Origin of the sequence: Helicobacter sp. MIT 05-5294, assembly GCF_000765675.1 — a bacterium.
GTDB lineage: Bacteria > Campylobacterota > Campylobacteria > Campylobacterales > Helicobacteraceae > Helicobacter_D.
This window is the reverse complement of record NZ_JRPA02000006.1, coordinates 79561-94264: the sequence shown is the minus strand read 5'-3', so window position 1 is coordinate 94264 and position 14704 is coordinate 79561. Positions and strand designations below refer to the sequence as shown.

The window sequence follows — 14704 nt, the reverse complement described above, 5'->3', positions numbered from 1 at the left end:
CATAATTTATGATTATACTTTAAAGTCTTTAAATTGCGCCTTTAAATCCCTAATTATTCTCAAGACTTTAGCAAAGTGTGTAAATGTGAAAACATAATTTCCTCTTTGTGCAAAAAGTAAAAAGAATCTTGACTAAAATTAGCAAAAATTGCGCAATTCTTTGTTATACTCAAACGACAATTTTATACCAAAAGGAAACCCTATGAAAATCACCTATACGCTAACAGACGAATCCCCAGCCCTAGCGACTTATTCATTTTTGCCCATTGTTCAAGCCTTTTTGGGCAAAGTTGGAATCCAAGTAGAAACTTCCGATATTTCTCTTGCTGCACGCGTTTTAGCCCAATTTCCAGAAAGACTAAAAGAATCCCAAAAAGTCAAAGATGAACTTGCGATTTTGGGCGAACTTGTCAATCAAAGCGACGCAAACCTCATCAAAACACCCAACATTTCCGCTTCTATCCCACAACTCAAAGCGACGATTAAAGAGTTACAATCCAAAGGCTTTGATGTGCCAGACTTCCCCGATGAACCCAAAGATGAAGCACAAAAACTCATCAAAGAAAAATACCAAAAAGTCTTAGGTTCTGCAGTCAATCCTGTGCTAAGACAAGGAAATTCCGACCGCCGCTGCACAAAAGCAGTCAAAGAATATGCCAAAAAAAATCCCTATCGCGTCGTAGAGTTTCATAAAGATTCCAAAACACGCGTTTCTTATATGCAAGAGGGAGATTTTTTTGATAATGAAAAAGCCATCTTGATTAGCGAACCCACTAAAGCGAAGATTGAATTTGTAGGCAGCAAAGGCATAGAAGTGTTAAAAGAGAATCTCAAACTAGATAAAAATGAGATTTTAGACGCGACTTTTATGAGCGCAAAAGCCTTAGACGCGTTTTATGCAAAACAAATTGAAATCTGCAAAAACGAAAATATTTTACTTTCTCTTCACTTGAAAGCTACGATGATGAAAGTCAGCGATCCTGTGATTTTTGGACACGCGGTGCAAGTGTATTTCAAAGAGCTTTTTGATTCCTTTGGTGAAGAATTTACACGACTTGGTGTGAATCCTAACAACGGCGTAAGCGAACTTCTAAGCAAGGCAGAAAACAGCCCTAAAAAGCAAGAAATCTTAACAAAATACAATGAGATTCTAAGCAAAAGTGCGCCTTTATCCATGGTAAATTCCGACAAAGGAATCACGAATTTGCATATTCCAAGCGATGTGATTGTCGATGCTTCTATGCCTGCAATGCTTAAAAATGGCGCGAGACTTTGGGATAAAGAGGGTAAAGAATGCGATACAAACGCACTCATTCCGGACAAAACCTACGCGACAATTTACGAAGCGGTGGTGGAAGATTTACGCGCTAATGGCACTTTGAATCCTAGCCAATTAGGCAGCGTGTCTAATGTCGGATTAATGGCGAAAAAAGCGCAAGAATACGGCTCTCACGATAAAACTTTCATCGCTAAAGAAGACGGAATCTTTAGAATCGTAGATGAAAAAGGCGCGATTTTGCTAGAACACAAAGTAGAAAAAGGCGATATTTACCGCGCAAATGAGGCAAAATTTGAAGCGGTGCAAAATTGGATTGATTTAGGGATTGAACGCGCGGATTTGACCGGAAATAAGGCGATTTTTTGGCTAGATCCTAAAAGAGCAAGCAATAAGATTATGATAGATTTAGTGCAAGCACGCCTCAAAGAAAAAGGCAAAGACATTGCGATTCTACCACCAAAAGAAGCTTGTTTGGAATCACTTAAACTCATTCGCGCAGGAAAAGATGCAATCTCTATTAGCGGAAATGTTTTGCGGGATTATTTGACGGATTTATTCCCGATTTTGGAGCTTGGCACAAGTGCGAAAATGCTTTCTGTTGTGCCGATGCTTAATGGTGGTTCAATGTTTGAAACAGGCGCGGGTGGAAGTGCGCCAAAACAAGTAGAACAACTCGTAGAAGAAAACCACTTGCGTTGGGATAGTTTGGGTGAATTTTTGGCACTTCAGGCTAGTCTTGAATTTTATGCCCAAAAAACGGGCAACAAACAAGCACAGATTCTAGCAAACTGCCTTGATAGCGCGATTGGAGAATGGCTAAACAACAACAAAGCACCTTCACGCAAAGTTGGTGAAGATGACAACCGCACGAGCCATTTCTACCTTGCGCTTTACTTCGCCAAAGCCCTAGCAAACGATGGTAGCGATTCTGCATTACAGGGATTCTTTAAAGGAATCGCGCAAGAATTAAGCGAAAACGAAGCCAAGATTCATCAAGAATACTTAAGCGCACAAGGCTCTAAAGTGGATTTGGGAGGATATTATAAATTAGACGATGAAAAATGCAACCGCATTATGCGTCCAAGCGCGACTTTTAACGCGATTTTGGGCAAGATTAAATAACGCTAGACTTCTTTAAAATATCTTTGCACGATTCCCTCGTGGAATCGCAACGCAAGAAATAAGTTTAGTTATTCATATTTTCTTTGTTTTTATGTGTATTATTTACAATATCAAAAAATCTTCTTTGGGAATTTTGTTATATTCTTCTGCTAATTCCAAAAATTTATTCAGTATTTTGTCTATATCCAAAGATTCTTCTCCCTCAAAGTAATTTTTAGATTCTATAAAACTTTTTGCTTTGCATTTTTTTGTTTCATTCCCACAACCTAAATAAATATAATATTCCTTATCTTTATAGCGATAATCAAAATAAATATAAATACCTTGCCTGTTTGTTGGCTTATTGGTGTTTGCATAATGATTACCTAAAATATCAACTCTTGTAAATGCGATTCCACACACATCATTCTTTAACCTCCCGCTACCCACATCTAATTTAACTTCATATTTTCCTTTTAATAAGTCAAAAAAATTAGATTCTAAGTCTTTGATTTTGAATTCTTTTATATTTCCTATTTTTGCGCATCTATCTACTTGTTTTACAAATTCTTCTAAGTATATTTTAAACTTGTCTCGCTCTTGTAAAGTTAGTTTTATTCGATTCTTTTCCCCTCCCTCCATACACTCTTCAAATACAAACCTATGTTCCTCTGGCAAAGCCTCAAAAAGTGCAAAAGCAAGATTGCGAATCTCCCAAAGCGCACTTTTTGAACTCCGCAAACTCAAGAAATTCTGCAAACTTCGCGCATTAATACTCCAAGTAAGCTCGGTTTTGTAGGATTCTGGCATTGCAAATTTCACTAAATCATTACTGATATTTTCTTGCAATAACAACCTCAAATTCTCCAACGCCATCACACTCGCCTTATCCACCGCTTCATTATAGGTGAAAACTAAAAATTCCTCTGCGCGTTTAAGATTCTCTGCATTCAATGGCGAAAAAGATTCCGCGTTTTTTAACTCTTTTAGCGTATAGCGCGTGGATTTCACGCTCAAAGACGCAATTCTATGCCGCGCTAATTCCTGCAAAGTCGCCCTAGAGATTCCTTGAATATAAAAAGTATAATGCAAGTGTTCTAAAGTCGAAGCGTGTTTAAATTTATTTCCGACACGATAAATCAATTCTTTGTCCCTCTCGCCACCCTCATCACTTTTATCAAAACTCTGCCAACAAGTGCGAATCGCGTGGGCGCAAGTTTTAAGCTCTGTATAATTTAGAAGTGTAATTTGCATTTTAAGATTCCTTATTTTGAAGTTTAAGTCGTTGTGCGTGTGTGATTGCAATCGCAATCGCATCGGTGATGTCTAAAGGCTTGATTTCGCCTTTAAGTCCCAAAAGTCGCTTAACCATAAAGGCAACTTGCTCTTTTTGTGCCTTGCCATTTCCTGTCAAAGCTTTTTTAACCTGCAAAGGCGTATATTCGGCAAAATTCCCCAACTCTTGTAGAATCTTAAGGCTTAATGCCCCGCGAAATTGCGCAAGTTTAATCACGCTTTTGGGATTATAAGCATAAAACATATCTTCAATTGCCACAGAATCTATTTTGTGATTTTTTAGCACCAAATCAATCCCTTCGACAAATTCCAAAATCTGATGTTGCAAGATTCTTTCTTTGATTTTAATCAATCCTGCTTCTTGCAAGGAAATCACATTTTTTTCTAATCGCAAGATTGCATAACCGCAATTTCTACTGCCCGGATCAATGCCTAAAATATTCACGAATCGCCTTATTGAAATGATTTAAAATTTGCGCAATCATATAAAATTTTTAGTAATTTTGAGATAAAATTCGCCCAAATTTCACGAGTTATTCACATACTATTCACACCTGTGAATAACTTTAAAAGGCAAGATTTTGAATCAAATTTTATTACAACTTAAAAGTGAAATCACGCCCTTTGAATTTGATAATTATATCAGTCAAATTACCTACAATGAAAAATATTCACGCGATGATAGAATCGTGCTAAATGCCCCAAATATTTTAATCGCGAGTTGGGTTAAAACCAAATACGCGGATAAAATTGCACATTTATTTGAAATCCACAATGGCTTAAAGCCTGAAATTATCGTTGAAGTTGCCAATTATTCCAATAAAAAGAAAGAAAACAAAACCAATGTGCGCAAACAAAATGGCACGAACAATCTCAATCCTTCCTTTACCTTTGCTTCTTTCGTCGTGGGAAATTCCAACACCTTTGCCTTTAATGTCGCAAAAGCTGTCGCACAAAACCAAAGTATCAAATACAATCCACTCGTGATTTATGGCAACACAGGTTTAGGCAAAACACATTTATTAAACGCAATTGGCAACGCAAATATCGCCGTTGGCAAAAATGTAATTTATACAACAAGCGAACAATTTTTAAACGATTTTTTGTTACATATTCGCAACAACACAATGGAGCGATTCCGCGAAAAATACCGCGCTTGTGATTATTTGCTGATTGATGATATTCAATTTTTAAGCGGCAAAGAACAAATCCAAGAGGAATTTTTCCATACTTTTAATGAACTCAAAGAAAATAACAAACAAATCGTGCTAACTTCCGACCGCGCACCTAAAGATATGAAAGGCTTAGAAGAGCGTCTTAAAACGCGCTTTACTTCAGGGCTTCTTGCAGATATTCAACCTCCAGAACTAGAAACAAAAATCAACATTATCCGCGCAAAATGTGAATTAGATAGAATCCACTTAAATGACACAATCATTCACTTTATCGCCGCAAACATTAACGACAATATCCGCGAAATTGAAGGAGTTTTAGTCAAGCTCAACTTCTCAATGAATGTTACTAATATCCAAGAAATTAGCCTTGATTTCGTCAAAGATGTTTTAAAAGAATATATCAAAGAATCCAAAGAAAATGTAAGTATGGATAAAATCATTGAAACCGTGGCGAAATACTACAATCTCAAACCTTCGGATATAAAAAGCAAGAATCGCACCAAAAACATCGTTATTGCACGGAAAATTGTAATTTACTTAGCAAGAACGCTCACACCAAATTCTATGCCTTATCTCGCAAATTTCTTTGGAATGAAAGACCACAGCACTGTGAGTAAAGCAATGAAAAGTATCCAAGATGAGATCAACGAAAATGCAAACTTTAAAACTATCATTGAAGAAATAAAAAACAAAATAAAATAGCATTTAAATACAATAAAAACAAAGTTTTGCTAAAATAGTGAATTAATGTGAAAACAAAACCGAAAATTCATTCACAAAAAACACCAAATTTTAGAGGTTTGTAGCAGTTATTCAATAATTCAAATCCCCTACTAATACTTCTAAATTTAATTAATAATAAGGAGTTCTTTATGAACATTACCATTTCAAATAGCGTCTTGGATAATATCTTCACTTCCTTACAACCTTTTTTGGACAAAAAAGATTCCAGTCAAATTACTTCACACATTTATCTTGAAACAAAAGATAACCAACTCATCTGCAAAGCCACAGACTTTGAAATGGGACTTTGTGCAATTGGTGATTCATTAAATATCAACGAAAACGGAATCGCAACGGTGAATGGAAAACAAGCTTTGGACATCATCAAAAGACTAAAAGAAGGCGATGTAAATCTCTATACACAAAATGAGAATCTACATATCCAACAAAACAAAAGCTCTTTCAAACTTCCAATGTTTAATGCTCAAGAATTTCCAACTTTTCCAGAATATGAGAATCTACCAAAATTAGAAATCAATTCTTTGCAACTCATCACTTCAATGAAAAAAATTTTTCCAGTTATTGATACAAATAACCAAAAACGCGAACTCAATGGAGCTTTGCTAGATATTAAAGAATATTCTTATAATTTTGTCGCGACCGATACCAAACGCCTTGCAATGGTGAAATTTGACAATGCGACAGGAAACAGCTTAGCTTTGATTTTCCCAAAAAAGGCAATCACAGAGATTCAACGCCTTTTCTTTGATAATATTGAACTCTTCTACAATGAAAAAGATATTATCATCAAATCACAAAATTATATTTTCTTCTCACATCTTATCAATGGAAAATTCCCAGATTATGAGAAAATCTTGCCTAAAGAAATTGCAACAGAACTTACGATTCCAAAAGCTAAAATCATCGAAGGAATCAAAGTCATTAATTCCGTTACTAATGATGTAAAAATCACATTTAAACCCAATGAAATCTTGTTTGAATCTCTAAGTCAAGATAATTCTGAAGCGAAAACACAAATAGAAATGAATCTTGAAGTTGGCGAAGAAATTGAAATTGGAATCAACTCTCGCCATGTTTTGGACTTTTTAATGCAAATTGATACTGCGGATTTCGTTTGGGGACTTAATGGTAAAAACGCGCCTTTTATCCTAAAAAGTGAGAATTTTTCCACCGTTGTAATGCCAATTATTATTTAAATAATACGAAGTCATAAGAATCAAATTTAAGGGAAAAAATGGAAGATTTAGAATACACCGGGCAGAGTATCAAGGTTTTAAAAGGCTTAGAAGCGGTTAGAAAACGACCGGGAATGTATATTGGTGATACCAATATCAGTGGTTTGCACCATTTAATTTATGAAGTTGTAGATAACTGCATTGATGAAGCAATGGCAGGATACTGCACAGAAATTGAAGTGATTTTAACCAAAGAAGGTGGAGCTAAAATCTCTGATAATGGACGCGGAATCCCAGTAGATATTCACCCCACAGAAAACATTTCTGCCGCCACAGTGGCTTTAACCGTGCTTCACGCAGGAGGGAAGTTTGACCAAAAAACCTATTCGGGTGGTTTGCATGGAGTGGGTGTTTCGGTTGTCAATGCGCTTTCAAAATCGTTACAAATGACGATTTACAAACACAATCAAATCTACCGCCAAGACTTTGCGCAAGGGATTCCACAAAATGATTTAGAAGTGATTGGGGAAACTAAACGCAATGGAACAACGATAGAATTTATACCTGATGATAGTATTTTTGAGATTGTAACTTTTGATAAAGAAATCCTAAAAAAACGATTCAAAGAACTTGCATATCTTAACCATCAAATCACGATTCATTTCAAAGATGAACAAAGTGATTTTGACGAAACTTATCATTTTGAGGGTGGTTTGTCGCAATTTATTAATGATATTAACAAAAAACCTTTCATTTCGCCAACTATTAGTTTTGAGGGTAAAGATGAAAATGTAGAAGTAGAAATTGCTTTGGCTTATAATGAGGGCTTTGATGAGAGATTATTAAGCTTTGTAAATAACATTCACACAACCGATGGCGGAACACATGAAGCGGGATTCCGTATGGGTTTGACACGCGCAATCACAAATTATATTGAAGAAAATGCCAATGCGCGGGAAAAAGATTCCAAAATCACAGGCGATGACATTCGGGAGGGTTTGATTGCGATTGTTTCTGTTAAAGTGATTGACCCACAATTCGTAGGACAAACCAAAGGAAAGCTTGGAAGCTCTTTTGTGCGTCCTATCGTGCAAAAGCTTAGTTTTGAAAAAATTTCAAAATTCTTTGAAGAGAATCCTAACGAAGCCAAAGCGATTATGCAAAAAGCACTTTTGGCTGCTCGTGGAAGAGAAGCGGCAAAAAAGGCAAGAGAACTTACACGCAAAAAGGAATCCTTTAGCGTAGGAACATTACCCGGTAAATTAGCAGATTGCCAAAGCAAAGACCCAAGCATCAGTGAGCTTTTTCTCGTAGAGGGAGATTCTGCGGGTGGTTCAGCAAAACAAGGGCGCGATAGAGTTTATCAAGCGATTCTGCCTTTGCGTGGGAAAATCCTCAATGTAGAAAAAAGTCGCTTAGATAAGATTCTAAAAAGTGATGAAATTAAGAATCTTATCACCGCACTAGGTTGTGGAATCGGAGAAGAATTTGATATTCAAAAAGCGCGTTATAATAAAGTCATTATTATGACCGATGCAGATGTCGATGGAAGCCATATTCAAACCCTTTTGATGACTTTCTTTTTCCGCTATCTTAAAGGCATTATTGAGGCAGGGTATTTGTATATCGCACAGCCTCCGCTTTATCGTTTCAAAAAAGGTAAAAAGGAAATTTATCTTAAAGATGAACGCGCTTTAAGTGAATATTTGATTGAAAATGGAATTGAAAATTTTGAATTTCAAGGAATCGGGACAAAGGAAATTATAGAGTTTTTCAAAATTGTCGCGCATTATCGTTCTACTTTGCAGAGTTTGAAAAAGCGATTCGCTTTGATTGAAATCGTGCGCTATTTAATTGAAAATAACGACTTATTAAGTCTTGAAAATGACGCATTATGCCAAACTATCAAAGAAAAAATCATCACACTTGGTTTTAATATCCTCAATGAAACCACCAATGAAGATAAAATTCATTTGTATGTCCAAACAGATTCGGGATTGGTAGATATTAAGATTGACGAAGAGCTTTTCACACACCCGCTTTTTGAAGAAGCGCGTTTTGTGTTTGATAAAATCAAAGAATACGATTTAGGATTCTTACAAGGAAAGGACGCGGTGAGTTTGCTAGAAAGTATTGAAGAGAGTAGCAAAAAAGGCGCGTATATCCAAAGATATAAAGGTTTGGGTGAAATGAATCCAGAACAGCTTTGGGAAACAACAATGACACCAGAGAACCGCCGATTGATTCGTGTGGAGATTGCAGATGAAAATGAAGCGAGTGATGTTTTTTCCCTCTTTATGGGCGATGAAGTCGAACCGCGTCGGGATTATATCCAAAGCCACGCCAAAGATGTAAAACATTTAGATGTTTAATGTGAAATCTTTAATTTTTGCAAAAAACATAGGTAAAAACGAATAAAAAGGAAAATAATGTATCTTTTAAGTGGGGTTCTTGATTTTTTTACAAGCTTAAATGGAATCTTCTATACTCTTAGTTATTTAGTAGGTGGGATTCCATTTGGCTTGATTTATGGGAAGTTTTTTGGCGGGGTGAATATTCGCGAAGTTGGAAGCGGAAGCATTGGTGCGACGAATGTTTTACGCGCATTAAAAGCGCAGAATCCAAAACTTGCTAAAAGAATTGCGATTTTAACTATGCTAAGTGATGCGCTTAAAGGCGTAGTGATTCTAATGATTGCCAAAGCTTTTAATGTGAGCTTTGAAGCACAATGGTTTATGGCATTTTTGGCTGTTTTTGGGCATTGTTTCTCGCCATTTTTGAAGTTTGAAGGGGGCAAAGGCGTCGCAACTTGCGTGGGTGTCGTCGCGGTATTTTTACCTTTAGAAGCGATTTTAGGAATATTGATGTGGCTTGTTGTTGGGAAATTGCTCAAAATCTCTTCTCTTGCTTCGCTTTTGGGTGTTTTTTGCGGTGTAGCTTCTAGCTTTTTCTTGCACCCAGAAATTCCACATATTACTACACATACGCCTTTGGTGCTAATGATGGTAGTGATTTTTTATAAACATATCCCAAATATTATGCGTTTAATCCAAAGAAAGGAACAAAAAGTTATATGAGATTATTCTCATCATTGTATCATTCAAAACTTATCATCTAGGAGACTTTATGCTTACGAAACTCAAAAAGGTGATGATTGCTTATATTGCAAATAATTTTAAGCTTTCCAATAAATTAACACGAGTTCAAAATCATTTAGACACAAGAATTGAAAGTCTATTAAATGTAAGATTTCAAAACTTAGAAAAAGTAATAAATACGAAGTTTGCAGAATCTCAAAAGCAGTTTTTATCATTAGAATCTAAATTAAATACTCTTTTGCGTGAAACGACCGAAGAAGAAATACTTTTGTTATCAAAGTTTATCGCCACAAGAGAGCAAGTAGAATCGCAAAACAAGTCCATTGCAAAAAATCATTTTTTGTTATTTGATTATCATAAGCATATCGCTAGGCTTGGTAGCTTTAATCTTGGTGATTATGTCCAAACGATTGCCACGCATAGTGCATTGTCAAAGCTTTTACCAAATGCGACTTATGAATACCATGACAGAGATTGCCTCACAACCTTTGCCACAAGTAAAGTTGCTACTTCTGCGGGGGGGGGGGGATTTAACACCTGTTATTATGCAAGGTTGGTTTGGATACCACCATTATTTTCCAAGTCATGAGACTTTGCCAATTTTTGTTGGGACACATTTCGCAGAGAGCATTTATAAAGCGTTAGAATACTTCGTCGCTTACTATCCTTATTATTTTGTTTTTAAGGAAATTGGTTGCAGGGATTTAGAGACATTGCGATTCTGCCAAAGATTAGGAATCCAAGCTTATTTATCGCGTTGTTTGACGCTTACATTGCCCAAACGCGAGGAGAGTTTAAGCAAAAGCGCGGATAAAGTTTTTTTGGTCGGGATTCCGGATAATTTGTTGGAGTATATCCCGCAGGATTTGCGTCAAAATGCGGTGAGAATTAATCAACAATCGGTAAAGATAGAAGAATCCCTAAACCCTAGAGATTATGAAGCTAAAACGCGCACTTTGTTAGAAACTTACAAAAAAGAAGCGAAGCTCATTATTACTTGCGCCCTGCATTGTGCCGCTCCTTGCACTGCTTTTGGGATTCCTGTGGTGTTGATTGCAAGAAATCAAGAAAATATCAATCGTTTTAGCGCAGTTAATGGAATCCTAAAAGTTTGGAGTATAGAGGATTTGAAAGCAAAACGCGTAAATTTCAACCCCACCGCGCCAAATATAGAATCCCTAAAATCTAATATGCTAGAAAATCTAAACTTAAGTATCCAAAAGGAATTTGGAGAAAGTATTGATGAGACACGATTGCAAGTTGTGCGTCAAGCAATCGCAGAATTTAAAGCAGAGAATCTTGATACGCTAGATTCTGCCCACTTCTGCGGGGGGGGGGGGATTTAGAGTTTAAAGCTGCAAAAAACTCTTTAGAGATTCCACAAATTTTAGCAAATCCTGCCAATTTGTGGCGTGCAGATTTTCAATATGATTTGGAGTTTAAGCAAAGAGCGCAGATTCTGCTAGATTTGCTTTCTCCAACCGCGAAAAAGAGCTTAAAATCTGTTTTGGATTTGGGTTGCGGTGTGCAGTATTTTAGAGAAGTTTTAGAAGAAAACGGCTTGAAATTAAAGTATTGCGGAGTGGATTTGTATCCACATAAAAGCGATAATATCCTCTGTGATTTCAACGCAAATGAGTTTCCACAATTCCGCAAAAATGCTTTTGATTGTGTTGTTTGTGCGGGATTGTTTGAATACATTTTGGATTTGTCTTGCTTTGTTGGCAAGATTTGTACTTTAGAACCTAAATATATTTTGTGTAGCTATAACTTCGCTAACATCAGCCCACAAAATAAAATTTGGGTAGAGAAGCGATTAAATCAACAAGAACTTTTGGGATTGTTTTTTGGATATGGCTATGGATTGAATCTCTACAAAACGCACAAAAGGGCGAATCCAACGGGTTATTTTTGCTTTTGCAAATTAGATTTAATGGACAAATAAAGCGTTCTTGCGAGGATTCTATTGCACATTTTCTTAAAGGTTAATATTGTGCCTTGTCGCAATGCCTTGCGCAATGATGCATTGATTGTCTTGCCGTCATTGTAAAACTTCGCAGAAGTCGTGGCAATCTATAATCTAAATTCTCGTCCTTAAAGATTCCAACGCACAATGACAAGGAGCAATTTTATCCTTGTAAGGCAACGCTAAAGCGCATATTTATGGAGTCTGCTCACTTGTGCAAATCCACAATCTATAATTTAGTCAAGAAGATTCCATAGAATCCTAAAAATTCAAATATATTTTTACTTTTTATTTAAAATAAAACTTAAAAAATTAAAATAATCTCTAATTTTTATAACATTTGTTAATTTCTTGCTGCTTTTGTTGCTTTTTGTAATATAATTATATGTTAATTTTATTTGGTAAAGGAAAGTTTATGGATTTTTTAATGTCCTTAAATGAGGGAACACAATTTGGCATTCAGCTAGTTGTTGTTTTAATTTGTTTGTTTTATGGTGCGAAAAAAGGCGGAATTGCTCTTGGGCTTCTAGGAGGCATTGGGCTTTTGGTCTTGGCTTTTGGTTTTGGCGTTCAGCCTGGGAAACCCGCAGTTTCTGTTATGCTTACGATTTTAGCAGTGGTTGTAGCAAGTGCGACTTTACAAGCAAGTGGCGGATTAGATGTAATGCTACAAATTGCGGAGAGAATCCTAAGAAGAAATCCAAAATTCTTAACGATTTTAGCCCCTTTTGTAACTTGTTTTTTAACGATTCTTTGCGGGACAGGGCATGTGGTTTATACAATGATGCCAATCATCTACGATATTGCGATTAAAAACGGAATCCGTCCAGAGCGTCCAATGGCGGCTTCTTCTATTTCTTCACAAATGGGAATTATTGCTTCTCCTGTTTCTGTGGCGGTGGTTTCTTTGACTGCATTTTTGTTAAACGCAGAAACTCATTTAGCAGGTTTTGATGGCTATGTGGATTTATTGAAAATCACGATTCCTTCGACTTTGTGCGGGGTTTTAGTGATTGGAATCTTCTCTTGGTTTAGAGGCAAAGACTTGGACAAAGACGAGGAGTTTCAAGAAAAGCTTAAAGACGAAGAGTTTAAAAAGTATGTTTATGGGGATTCTAAAACTTTGCTTGGCGTCAAACTCCCCGGTGTGCAATGGGCTGCAATGTGGATTTTCTTGGGCGCGATTGCAATCGTTGCGATTCTAGGAGCATTTCCTGAATTGCGTCCGCATTTTAAAAACAAACCGATGAGTATGGTAGATACGATTCAAATGTTTATGCTTCTTGCGGGTTCTGCGTTGTTGATTTTCACCAAAGTGGATGCGGCAAAAATCGGCAAAAATGAAATTTTCCGCTCCGGTATGATTGCGCTTGTGGCAGTATTTGGAATCTCTTGGATGGCAGATACAATGTTTGCAGTGCATACACCGATGATGAAAAGCGCGTTAGGAAGCGTGGTGCAGGATTATCCTTGGACTTATGCGATTATGCTTTTATTGATTTCAAAATTCGTTAATTCCCAAGCCGCAGCAATTGCAGCGTTTGTGCCTTTAGCTCTTGGAATTGGCGTTCATCCAGCAATTATTGTAGCGTTTGCTCCTGCGTGTTATGGATATTATATTTTGCCAACTTATCCTAGTGATTTGGCAACGATTCAGTTTGACCGCTCCGGCACAACGCATATCGGCAAATTCGTTATCAACCATAGCTTTATTTTGCCCGGACTTATTGGGGTGTTTAGCTCTTGTGTGTTTGGTTATGTCTTTGCGATGTTTGCAGGATATTTATAAGATAAGTTTGATTTGGGATTGCGCTTTGGCGGAATCCCAAGTTTATAAATTTTTGAATTAGATTCTACATTTGAAAATTTAGGTTGATTTTTAAATATAGAATCTTTTGTTGTCTTTGCATGGGATTCCATTGCAGGTTTTCTAGAGTCTAGCAAGATTTTTAAAGCATTTTTTACAAATAGTGGAGTAAAATCTCTACGCTTTTATTTAAACTTTTGAGGAGGAATTATGAGAGAAGTGCAATTTGAGCAGATTAAATCTGCCGTCGCAAAACTTGCGATTGATGCCTGTTGTATTCAGACGCCAGATATTAAAAAAGCCTTTGCGGGTGCGAAACAAACCGAGCAATCCGCGTTGGGGCAAAATATCCTTGATACGCTGATTGAAAATGGAAAAATCGCAGAAACCAATATGATGCCAATCTGTCAAGATACCGGTATGACCGTGGTGTTTGTGGAGATTGGGCAAGATGTGCATATCGTAGGCGGATACCTTGAAGATGCGATTAATGAGGGAATCAAAAAGGGTTACACAGAGGGTTATTTGCGTAAATCCGTCGTAGAAGAACCTCTCTATGAGCGCAAAAATACGACAAATAATTCTCCTGCCGTGATTCATACGCGCATTGTTAAGGGCGACAAACTACACCTTAAAGTCTGCCCTAAAGGCTTTGGAAGCGAGAATAAAAGCATTTTAAAAATGCTTGTCCCAGCCGATGGAATTGAAGGTGTGAAAAAAGTATTCACCGAAGCGGTTAAACTCGCAGGACCTAATGCGTGTCCTCCAATGGTGATTGGTGTAGGAATCGGCGGGACAATGGAAAAAGCGGCACTTCTTGCTAAACAAGCAGCTGTGCGTGAGATAGATTCTAAGAATCCTGACCCGCGTTATGCGAAGCTTGAAGAAGAATTGCTTGAAATCGCAAACAAAACGGGCGTTGGACCTCAAGGGCTAGGCGGGACAACCACTGCATTTAAAGTCAATGTAGAATGGTATCCAACCCATATTGCAGGGCTTCCTGTGGCGGTGAATATCAACTGCCACGCGGCACGACACGCGGATATTGAAATTTAAGGAGGGA

The 14704-nt window shown here is 37.0% G+C and carries 11 protein-coding genes and 1 pseudogene; 10 read left to right on the top strand and 2 right to left on the bottom strand.

Features of this window, described 5'->3' with window-relative positions; translation table 11 throughout:
• Positions 1-202 precede the first annotated feature (202 nt).
• Positions 203-2401 carry an NADP-dependent isocitrate dehydrogenase gene (locus LS69_RS04600; RefSeq protein ID WP_138122613.1) on the top strand — a complete coding sequence of 733 codons (2199 nt, stop codon included), beginning with the start codon at positions 203-205 and terminating at the stop codon, positions 2399-2401.
• A gap of 624 nt (positions 2402-3025) precedes the next feature.
• On the opposite strand, the pseudogene thyX reads toward LS69_RS04600, so the two are convergent.
• Together thyX and ruvC are read right to left on the bottom strand one after the other, a co-directional pair.
• Positions 3026-3634 (bottom strand): annotated as a pseudogene (gene thyX / locus LS69_RS04595) (FAD-dependent thymidylate synthase); the annotation flags it as partial.
• A gap of 1 nt (position 3635) precedes the next feature.
• Complete coding sequence (gene ruvC / locus LS69_RS04590; RefSeq protein ID WP_138122611.1) at positions 3636-4121, bottom strand: crossover junction endodeoxyribonuclease RuvC; 486 nt, start codon at positions 4119-4121, stop codon at positions 3636-3638.
• A 136-nt stretch (positions 4122-4257) separates the two neighbouring features.
• Here ruvC and dnaA point away from each other — a divergent pair, with 136 nt between their 5' ends.
• From dnaA to LS69_RS04550, 9 genes are all read left to right on the top strand, one after another.
• Complete coding sequence (gene dnaA, locus LS69_RS04585) at positions 4258-5553, top strand: chromosomal replication initiator protein DnaA (protein ID WP_138122609.1); 1296 nt, start codon at positions 4258-4260, stop codon at positions 5551-5553.
• Positions 5554-5723: 170 nt separating this feature from the next.
• On the top strand, positions 5724-6791 hold the full coding sequence (gene dnaN, locus LS69_RS04580) for a DNA polymerase III subunit beta (protein ID WP_138122607.1): 1068 nt from the start codon (positions 5724-5726) through the stop codon (positions 6789-6791).
• Positions 6792-6829: 38 nt separating this feature from the next.
• Positions 6830-9142 (top strand): DNA topoisomerase (ATP-hydrolyzing) subunit B, encoded by a 2313-nt coding sequence (gyrB, locus tag LS69_RS04575; protein WP_138122605.1) that lies wholly within the window; start codon positions 6830-6832, stop codon positions 9140-9142.
• Between the two features lie 57 nt (positions 9143-9199).
• A complete protein-coding gene (gene plsY / locus LS69_RS04570) occupies positions 9200-9847 on the top strand; it encodes a glycerol-3-phosphate 1-O-acyltransferase PlsY (protein ID WP_138122603.1) in 648 nt (215 codons plus the stop codon).
• Between the two features lie 49 nt (positions 9848-9896).
• Complete coding sequence (locus tag LS69_RS10805) at positions 9897-10457, top strand: hypothetical protein (RefSeq protein WP_238699137.1); 561 nt, start codon at positions 9897-9899, stop codon at positions 10455-10457.
• On the top strand, positions 10414-11214 hold the full coding sequence (locus tag LS69_RS04565) for a polysaccharide pyruvyl transferase family protein (protein ID WP_238699141.1): 801 nt from the start codon (positions 10414-10416) through the stop codon (positions 11212-11214). Before LS69_RS10805 ends, LS69_RS04565 begins: the two co-directional genes overlap by 44 nt.
• 59 nt (positions 11215-11273) lie before the next feature.
• Positions 11274-11813: a methyltransferase domain-containing protein gene (locus LS69_RS04560; protein ID WP_194145408.1), complete on the top strand. Its 540-nt coding sequence runs from the start codon at positions 11274-11276 to the stop codon at positions 11811-11813.
• A 436-nt stretch (positions 11814-12249) separates the two neighbouring features.
• Positions 12250-13623, top strand: coding sequence for an anaerobic C4-dicarboxylate transporter (locus LS69_RS04555; RefSeq protein ID WP_138122597.1), 1374 nt, complete (start codon positions 12250-12252; stop codon positions 13621-13623).
• 228 nt (positions 13624-13851) lie between these two features.
• On the top strand, positions 13852-14697 hold the full coding sequence (locus LS69_RS04550) for a fumarate hydratase (protein WP_138122595.1): 846 nt from the start codon (positions 13852-13854) through the stop codon (positions 14695-14697).
• Positions 14698-14704 lie beyond the last annotated feature (7 nt).

Excerpts from the sequence above, each read along its gene's own strand:
- LS69_RS10805 (WP_238699137.1), top strand. The coding sequence starts at position 9,897 with ATGCTTACGAAACTCAAAAAGGTGATGATTGCTTATATTGCAAATAAT.
- dnaN (WP_138122607.1), top strand. The coding sequence starts at position 5,724 with ATGAACATTACCATTTCAAATAGCGTCTTGGATAATATCTTCACTTCC.
- LS69_RS04565 (WP_238699141.1), top strand. The coding sequence starts at position 10,414 with ATGCAAGGTTGGTTTGGATACCACCATTATTTTCCAAGTCATGAGACT.
- plsY (WP_138122603.1), top strand. The coding sequence starts at position 9,200 with ATGTATCTTTTAAGTGGGGTTCTTGATTTTTTTACAAGCTTAAATGGA.
- LS69_RS04550 (WP_138122595.1), top strand. The coding sequence starts at position 13,852 with ATGAGAGAAGTGCAATTTGAGCAGATTAAATCTGCCGTCGCAAAACTT.
- LS69_RS04555 (WP_138122597.1), top strand. The coding sequence starts at position 12,250 with ATGGATTTTTTAATGTCCTTAAATGAGGGAACACAATTTGGCATTCAG.
- gyrB (WP_138122605.1), top strand. The coding sequence starts at position 6,830 with ATGGAAGATTTAGAATACACCGGGCAGAGTATCAAGGTTTTAAAAGGC.
- LS69_RS04600 (WP_138122613.1), top strand. The coding sequence starts at position 203 with ATGAAAATCACCTATACGCTAACAGACGAATCCCCAGCCCTAGCGACT.